Here is an 8652-nt window from a genome sequence, read left to right on the forward strand (position 1 = left end):
TTAAACTTTTTCTACATTAATATGATTTTATAAACCAGAGGAGTACTCATGACCAATTTAAAATCTAAAAAATTATTAATATCTTTCATGGAATTTATAAGCTATCACATATTTCCATTTATCTTTATTTTTGTAAATGATCTTCATAACTATTCAATCAACGGCTTCTTGATCATTATGGTGGCGATGGTTGCACTTTATAAGGATTACATCCTACAACTCAATCCTAATAGGTACTTTCACATCTTATATAGTGTCATTTATCTAATTGTTGCCATTTTATCACTCAGTTCACTCAACAAATTTGTCATCATTTTGATCTTTGCACAATTAGTCTTCCTATACTTAGTCAAGTACTTGCCAGATAATTATCAAAACTATCGTCCCTTGATTGAGAACTTTGTCGTACCAAGTTTCATGTCAATTGCGTTAGCGTTTACCTATATGCATTTTATCTCAATTAACTTTGTTGTACCACTGCTTTTGATAAACTTAGCTAGCGTTTTGATCAATTATTTTGAAGGAAAAATTACTGACTATATTCAAATTGGTGCCTTGTCTGTTTTGGCTTTGATCTTGTTTGCTTTAAAGTATATTAATTTGATCACGGCGATTGTTATCGTGGTATTTGTTTTATTAATGTCTTTACTGAAAAGGTATCATGGGTTTTCAGAGCCAAACTTGTTTTATCGGATTGTGGGAAATATTATTTTGATCATCTAGTTTCAAGCATTATTTATATTTATATCAACTATTCCAAGGTCGTACTAACTAGATTTTTTAGTTAGTACGACCTTCTTATTTTGCAAATCTAAAATTAAATTCAATATTTACAATTTTCTTTGCAAATATTTGATATACTTTTTTTGAATAAAAACACGGAGGAATTATCATGCATATATTTTCCCTACTATTACTTATGTTTTTAATGATCCATTTATTTTTGAAAACAATCACTTCGAAAAAAAGTAATAAAAATATTCTAGTACTTTTTCTTGCGGGAACTTCAATAATCGCCATCCTAGCATATTTTATAATAAAGTTCGTGACCATAAACTAGCTCCTAAAAACCACACTTACCTTCCTGTCATCATTTTATTAAAAAACACAAAAAAAGCACCTAACAAAGTTAGATGCTTAACGTTTTTGGAATGGAGGATACAGGGATCGAACCTGTGACCTCCTGCTTGTAAGGCAGATGCTCTCCCAGCTGAGCTAATCCTCCAAAATGACCCGTACGAGATTTGAACTCATGTTACCGCCGTGAAAGGGCGGTGTCTTAACCACTTGACCAACGGGTCATAAATATTTATTTATGTTTTGCTCTCTCAAGCACAAGAAATATAATACAATAATAATAAGAGTGTAGCAAGCTTTTTTTTAACTTTTTTTGAAAAAACAGGAGGATTTTTTATTTTGGATATTCAAAAGTACTTCGAAAGCGCGGAAACAATGGATTTAGCGCAGGATATGTTGGGTCATACTTTCACCTATAATTCTGAAAAAGGTAAATTTTCAGGAATTATTGTGGAAACTGAAGCTTATTTAGGACCAATCGATATGGCGGCTCACAGTTACAATGGTCGACACACTGATGCAAACGACCCACTCTATCAATCTGGTGGAACAATTTATATTTATTCGATCCACAGTTGGTTAGATATGGATATTAGTATTCAAAAAGCCGGCACGCCAAATGGTATCTTAATTCGCGCTCTACAGCCGCTTGATGGTTTAGAGCTCATGGAACAGAATCGTAAAAAGACTGGTTTTGACGTCACTAATGGACCTGCTAAATGGATGTCTGCCTTTGGTATTGAGAACAAAGCTTTGTCAGGGACTAAATTAAATGACAATAACTTTATTTTTTCCGAAAAAAAAGTCCAAACTCCGAAAAATATTCTAGCCACACCACGAATTGGCGTGAAGAATAAGGAGCCTTGGACTTCAAAAAATATGCGTTTTATTGTTGAGGGTAATCCTTATGTTTCCAAATTACCCAAGCGTGATATGAATTTAGATACTTACGGTTGGTTATAATTTGTCACTTCTAGCACGAAGAGCATAAAGGATGGCTACCGTATCGACTACTTCTTGTAACATCGCACCGATGATTGTTGGTATCAATCCAAAAGCTGCCACCAGCATCAAGGCGATACAAATGAAGATTCCAATCAACACGGCTTCTTTGGCAACTTTCATGGTATCGTGGGCTATTTTTACGGCCGTCGAAACTTTGCTAAGATCATCTTGCAAAATAACCGCGTCGGCTGATTCACTGGCAGCATTGGCACCTTTGTATCCCATCGCAATACCAACATCAGCTAAAGCTAGTGCAGGCGCATCATTGACACCATCCCCAACCATCACAGTCGGATGGAATTCTTTAGGTAAATTATTGATAATTTTAACTTTATCAGCCGGCAAACTAGATGGAAAAGCTTGTGTGATACCAACTTTTGAAGCAACCATTTCGGTTGCTTCTTTTTTATCGCCAGAAATCATTAAAATGTTTTTGATACCGAAATCCTTTAATTTTTGAATCGTTGATTTAGATTCAGGACGAATTTGGTCTAAGAGGCTATACACGCCGGCGTATTGACCATCGATTGAAATATAAACTCCCGAACCAGTCACTTCAGGAACTTCCTGTGTCGTTACGAATTCTGCTTGGCCAACTTTAACATCGTGGCTATTGATCGTACCCTGAATTCCTTGAGCAGTAATTTCTTTTAAATTTTCGGCTTTTTCGAAAGGAATCTTTTTTTCAATCGCATAGTCAACAATTGCCTTGGCCATAACGTGGCTAGAATTCTGTTCCAAACTAGCTGCATAAGCAATAACTTGGTTTTGGTCAAAATTAGTTGGCACAAGGAGTTCGTCGACTACCAACTTACCTTTTGTGATGGTACCTGTTTTATCGAACGCAACTGTTTGAGCTGAATTGAGTTTCTCTAGTGCTGTACCAGATTTGATAATAATACCGTTTCGACTCGTCCGACTCATCCCTGAGACAAAGGCAATTGGAGCCGCCAAAATTAGTGGACAAGGTGAAGCTACAACTAAAACTTGGGCAACTCGAACGGGATCCTTTGAAACGTACCAGGCAACTCCCGCAATGATATATGCAATCAAAGTAAATGGTACAGCATAACGGTCAGCCAAACGAACGAATTTAGCTGGATGAGTTTCTGATTCTTTGACCAACTTAACAATAGCTTGGTATTCTGAATCGGCAGCCACTTTCTCAGCCTTAATTTTAAAAGGATTGTCACCATTGATTGAGCCAGACATGACATGAGAGTCTTTGACAACATTGACTGGAACTGATTCTCCCGTCAGTGATGATTCATCAATTTCCGAACTTCCTTCAAAAACGATCCCATCGACTGGAACTTGTTCTTTAGGACGAACTAATAATGTATCACCCACTTTAACATCATCGATATCAATGTCTTTGATCTCTGAATCATCAATTAGATGTGCTTGTGATGGCGTGTTATCCAAAAGTGACTTTAACTCACTTTTAGCTTTGTTCGCAGCGAATTCTTCCAAGGTATCGCCACCGGTTAGCATCAATAATACGATCCAACCGGCCCAATATTGACCTAAAACTATCGTTGCGACAATTGCTGTGATAGCCAATAAATCAATTCCAAAATTTCCCGACTTTAAAACCTTGATCATGTCGACAAACATAATCAATGCTAATAATAATCCCAGAACGCTGATAATTAATTGTGCATACTGAGGCAAGTGGAAAACAAATTCCAACATTGCAGCAAGAAAACCAATCGTTAAGGTTCCGTACAATTTAATTTTATCGGAGTTCATGAAATCACAACCTTCCCATTTATCTTATTACGATAATTATACCTTGTTCAGGTTAGGAAAAGAAGTCTTTTGAGACATAAATTGGAATGATTCTTATTTAATTGTCATTTTACTTTCTTTTAAAAAACAGCTACATCAGTAGACTTTTATTGATTTTAACTATCCTAATTTTCCTAAATCGGGATAATTATCAATTAGTTTTCATCCTAGACTTGCCGTCCTCCGCACAAGCTCTGTGATGAGCTGAATAATGATACTAAAAAAGCTGTACATAATAGAAGAAAAATCTATTAGTACAGCCTTCTTTATTTAATTAATTTATCCCATATTATAACGTTGCCACTTGCTAAAGATTTTGGTACATCAATGATTCTTTGATTAGATGAGCCTCGAAATTGTAACGATAAATCCTTTTTATCAAGCATAAAACGGCCATCGACTAAAATATCAAGTAAGGACAACAACTCTAATTTATCACTTGATTCCTGCATCATCTCATCCCACGTGTAACCAGTCCACGACCAAATATCCTTTTCATGGCCGAATTCCTGACGAACACGTCGACAAAGTGATAAGCAAACATCAGTATTCAAAAATGGTTCTCCGCCTAACAAAGTCAATCCTTGCACGTAACTTTGGCTCAAATCGTCAATGATTTGATCTTCTAATTGTTTCGTGTATGGCTTGCCATAATTGAAACTCTGGGCGGCGACGTTATAACACCCTGGACACTTAAACAAACATCCCGAAACGTATAAACTACAGCGAATGCCTTCCCCATCGACAAAATTGAATGGTTTGTAGTCAGCATACTTTTTAAGACTGTAATCCGCGCTTAACCATTCTTTGGGAGTCGGATTGTTTGGTTTTCTCATATTCTGCGGCATTCTTTATCATCTCCGGAGTTAAATTCTTTTTTCGAGAAGCAATTTCCACGTGCCGACCATGAATCATCGGTCTTTGTTGAGGATTTCCTAAATAACCACAAGTTCTCTTAACCACATCACAGAATTGTGGATCATGATTACCACAGCTTGGACAGACGAATCCTCTTGCCGTGGCATTAAATTCACCTTTGAAACCACACTTAAAACACTGGTCGATCGAAGTATTAGTTCCTAAATAACCTACATGATCATAAGCCCAGTCCCAAACTGCCTCAAGTGCCTTAGGATTTTGACGTAAATTAGGATATTCGCAGTAATGGATGAAACCGCCAGAAGCATACTTTGGAAAGACTTCTTCAAAGGAAAGTTTTTCAAAGGGATTGGGATGCTTTCTGACATCGTAATGGAAGCTATTAGTATAGTATTCCTTTTGTGTAATATCAGGAATTGCCCCAAATTTCTCTAAATCATCACGACAAAAAGTATCCGTCAACGATTCCGCCGGCGTCGAGTACAAACTATAGTGATAACCACTAGCTTTAGCCCACATCTGACATTTATCATGCAACGCTTTAGTGATTTTTTCAGCGAAAGCATGAGCCGTCTGATTATTTTCCCAGCGATCACCAAAGAAGGCTGTGCAAACTTCATACAAACCAATGTAACCTAATGAAACAGTCGCACGCTCGTTTTTAAACAGTTCATCAACTGAATCAGTCTTCTTCAAACGCTTGCCAAATGCTCCATACATATACAATAACGGTGCATTTTCAGGCTTTGCCTGCTTAGTTCTTTCAATTCGGTATTCTAAAGCTTGATGACAAATATTCATCTTCTCTTCAAAGATTTCCCAGAATAACTCCATATCTCCTTGAGCTTCTAAGGCAATTCTTGGTAAATTGACCGTTACAACGCCTAAATTCATTCGACCAGAATTGACTTCTTTGCCAGTTTCATCTTTCCAACCTTGTAAAAACGAGCGACAACCCATTGGTGTCTTAAAACTACCCGTTAATTCTTTAATTTTGTCATACATCAATAAATCAGGATACATTCTCTTAGTAGAACATTCCAAGGCCAATTCTTTAATGTCGTAATTAGGATCGTCAGGATTCAAATTTAAGCCACGTTTAATTGTGAAGGTCAATTTTGGAAAAATAGCTGTCCGATGCTCTTTTCCTAAACCTTTTATTCTAATTTCTAAAATGGATTTTTGAATCTGTCTTTCAATCCAACTAGTTCCTAAACCAAAGTTAATCGTTGTAAATGGCGTCTGTCCTTGTGAAGAATACAAAGTATTAATTTCGTATTCTAAGGCCTGCATGGCATCATAAATATCTTTTTTAGTCTTTTCTTTAGCAAATTCTACTTGCTTGTCTTCGACAATCCATTTTTTAGCATCGGCTAAATGTTTTTGATAATTCAATTGAGCATATGGTGCCAACAATTGATCGATTCGATTAGCGGAGCATCCTCCGTACTGTAATGAAGCAACATTGGCGATAATTTGTGACATCTGTGCGGTAGCCGTTTGAATTGATTTAGGGGAAGCTACCCAGGCATTGCCAATTTTAAATCCATTACTGAGCATTTCATCAAAATCAATCAGACAACAATTAGTCTCTGGTGTCACTGGTGAATAATCTAAGTCATGCCAATGAATATCACCGCGTAAATGAGCTTTAGCAACTAGATCGGGTAACATTTTTAACCCCATAGCCCGACTAGCTACACCGGCTTCTAAATCACGTTGAGTATTAAAAATATTACTATCCTTATTAGCATTTTCATGGACCACTGTTTCGTTGCGACTAAATAACTTTTCGATATTTAATTGAACGTTAGTAGCTCTCTCAAAACGATCTTGATCAGCTAGAAAATGAGTCTGATACTTTTGGGCAGCAGCTGGCGATATAGTAGTTAATTGCTCCAAAATAAATTGATGCAATTGACTAGTTTTGATTAATTCGTGGTCACAAAATTCTGCAACAAGTGCCTCTTGAACAGCTTGTTTTGAAGTTTCTGACAATTGTAACTTATCCAAAATAAAAGTAATTTTATAGGCATAAAATTTAGTAAGCGTTCCACCCTTTTTTTCAACTGGAATAGCTTTTAATTGCTTCAAGACGGTTTCCATTCATACTCCCACCATTTCAAAAATAATTTCCAATAATAATATTGTACAAGGTAAATTATAAAAAAATAAGACTACTAAATACAATATATTGTGCTATATAACACATTTATACTATATATAGTAGTCTATTTTATTTTTTTGAGAAATTATCACTTTGATATTTCACAAAACACCGTTATATTATCTAACAAAATAACCTTTCATTTTGTGCAATTACAAAAATTTTTAAAAAAATGTAGCGTTGTAATGCTTATTCTTTTTCACGGGCAAAGTAAAATGTCACTGCCGCATATATGAAAACAATTGTCGTAATAAAAATATGAACTGAATACAAGACACCATTAGTTGGTCCATCAGCTAAGTTATTGAAAAAGCCTAAAGCATTGACATTAGTAAAGTAACTAATAAAGTAAATTGTTGTCATATAAACTAGTTGTTGGGAAACATTTCCAACACAAGACAATTGATACTTAATCAAGAAAGTTCGCTCAGAATCTAGGTCAGGATTGCTATAAAGGGCATCATTTAAGATTCTATTATCCGTTCCCACAAAGACTGCACATAGGAACAAACCAACGAAATACGTGAAATTAATCAAAGTTAACAACAGTCCAATCAACAACAATGGATAACGTAAAGATTGATACTTCTTCAAAATAATTGGACCTAATTCAAAACCAATTAAATAAATCGCATAGATCAACATCAATGAATTAAAACCAAAGCGAACTGTACTATCAAAAATCGCATACAGCATCACGAAATTCATTACGACACCACGATTGATAGCCATCAAACTAACCGGAAAGATTTTCTTATGAATATCAATTTGATAATAAGCCAAGAACAAAAATAGCATAATGGCAGCCACACCAATCAACAAATCAAAAGTCTTTGAAACAGCTTGAAGTCTGGAATAACGAATTATAAAGACCATCATCACTAAACTGGCTAGCACAATTAAACTGAATAAAGAATTTATCCGAAATTTTTGTTTCGTCTCAATTCCTTGATAGAACGTCAAACGATGTGTGATCGTCATGCCGCCGACCATCGCTGCAAAAAATAGAAAAGCCAATAAAACAAACGACAAACTCAACAATTTTGTCTTAGTAGCGATCAACTCAACTACCAAAAGCAAAATCAAAGTCAAAACGACCGACAATAAGTGCATCCGGTTAAACTTAAACTCTTTATCCATCTTTCCCCGAGAACGGACCGTCAAATAGTAAGGCCAGATCCAGCTAGATGCCAGGCCTAACAAGATTCCACCGATAACACCAAAAACCGGATTACCAGCTCCTAAGATACATAACGAACCTATAACGCCAAAAAAACTGGACATTGCAAGCATCGTTGAAGCCGGCAATGTGATAAAAGTTGTCATCAACATCCCTAAAGCCCTAAAAGTATAGAGCATCAGAAATGGTAACGCATAAGCAAAGACACTTTTATTCTGATTATACAAAGTCAAACAGAAGAAATACGGTATCGCGACTCCGGCATTTGCCAGTAAGTCTAAGGCACCTTCGTTAAAAATATTCGTTATTCGCTTCATTTTTATTCTCACCTTGAAATTTTTTTATCTCTGAATATTCTAACAGAAATCACGCAAAAAAAATGGAACGAGGTTTAAAATACAACAGTTTTCTTTTATATTGTTGGTGGTTTAGGATGCCGTCTTCCGCACAAGCCCTGTGATGGACTGGAATGCACTCGTCCTTGTCAAGTTGACATTTTCTTGGCTCAAATAATATAACTTTTTAAGCGACCTCACCCCAAAATTCTTCGTTG

At 36.0% G+C, this 8652-nt stretch carries 6 protein-coding genes and 2 tRNA genes; 2 read left to right on the forward strand and 6 right to left on the reverse strand.

Features of this window, described 5'->3' with window-relative positions:
* Positions 1-48 precede the first annotated feature (48 nt).
* Positions 49-723, forward strand: coding sequence for a hypothetical protein (locus EGT49_RS09680; RefSeq protein ID WP_135373809.1), 675 nt, complete (start codon positions 49-51; stop codon positions 721-723).
* 429 nt (positions 724-1152) lie between these two features.
* Here EGT49_RS09680 and EGT49_RS09685 read toward each other — a convergent pair.
* Positions 1153-1225: transfer RNA gene (locus EGT49_RS09685), tRNA-Val, on the reverse strand.
* Positions 1226-1229: 4 nt separating this feature from the next.
* A tRNA-Glu gene (locus EGT49_RS09690) sits at positions 1230-1301 on the reverse strand.
* Positions 1302-1416: 115 nt separating this feature from the next.
* Between EGT49_RS09690 and EGT49_RS09695 the strand changes: the two genes are divergently transcribed.
* Positions 1417-2040: a DNA-3-methyladenine glycosylase gene (locus EGT49_RS09695; protein ID WP_135373811.1), complete on the forward strand. Its 624-nt coding sequence runs from the start codon at positions 1417-1419 to the stop codon at positions 2038-2040.
* Here EGT49_RS09695 and EGT49_RS09700 read toward each other — a convergent pair.
* From EGT49_RS09700 to EGT49_RS09715, 4 genes are all read right to left on the reverse strand, one after another.
* Positions 2035-3834, reverse strand: coding sequence for a heavy metal translocating P-type ATPase (locus tag EGT49_RS09700; protein WP_135373813.1), 1800 nt, complete (start codon positions 3832-3834; stop codon positions 2035-2037). The genes EGT49_RS09695 and EGT49_RS09700 overlap by 6 nt on opposite strands.
* A 305-nt stretch (positions 3835-4139) precedes the next feature.
* Positions 4140-4721 (reverse strand): anaerobic ribonucleoside-triphosphate reductase activating protein, encoded by a 582-nt coding sequence (nrdG, locus tag EGT49_RS09705; RefSeq protein ID WP_135373815.1) that lies wholly within the window; start codon positions 4719-4721, stop codon positions 4140-4142.
* A complete protein-coding gene (gene nrdD / locus EGT49_RS09710) occupies positions 4651-6858 on the reverse strand; it encodes an anaerobic ribonucleoside-triphosphate reductase (RefSeq protein WP_135373817.1) in 2208 nt (735 codons plus the stop codon). Before nrdD ends, nrdG begins: the two co-directional genes overlap by 71 nt.
* A 250-nt stretch (positions 6859-7108) precedes the next feature.
* On the reverse strand, positions 7109-8416 hold the full coding sequence (locus tag EGT49_RS09715; protein WP_135373819.1) for a hypothetical protein: 1308 nt from the start codon (positions 8414-8416) through the stop codon (positions 7109-7111).
* Between the last annotated feature and the right edge of the window lie 236 nt (positions 8417-8652).

This window comes from Companilactobacillus suantsaicola, from assembly GCF_004745525.1.
GTDB lineage: Bacteria > Bacillota > Bacilli > Lactobacillales > Lactobacillaceae > Companilactobacillus > Companilactobacillus suantsaicola.

Bases quoted from the DNA above. Each gene is read 5' to 3' on its own strand.
- EGT49_RS09680 (WP_135373809.1), top strand. From the start codon at position 49: ATGACCAATTTAAAATCTAAAAAATTATTAATATCTTTCATGGAATTT.
- EGT49_RS09700 (WP_135373813.1), bottom strand. From the start codon at position 3,834: ATGAACTCCGATAAAATTAAATTGTACGGAACCTTAACGATTGGTTTT.
- nrdG (WP_135373815.1), bottom strand. From the start codon at position 4,721: ATGCCGCAGAATATGAGAAAACCAAACAATCCGACTCCCAAAGAATGG.
- nrdD (WP_135373817.1), bottom strand. From the start codon at position 6,858: ATGGAAACCGTCTTGAAGCAATTAAAAGCTATTCCAGTTGAAAAAAAG.
- EGT49_RS09715 (WP_135373819.1), bottom strand. From the start codon at position 8,416: ATGAAGCGAATAACGAATATTTTTAACGAAGGTGCCTTAGACTTACTG.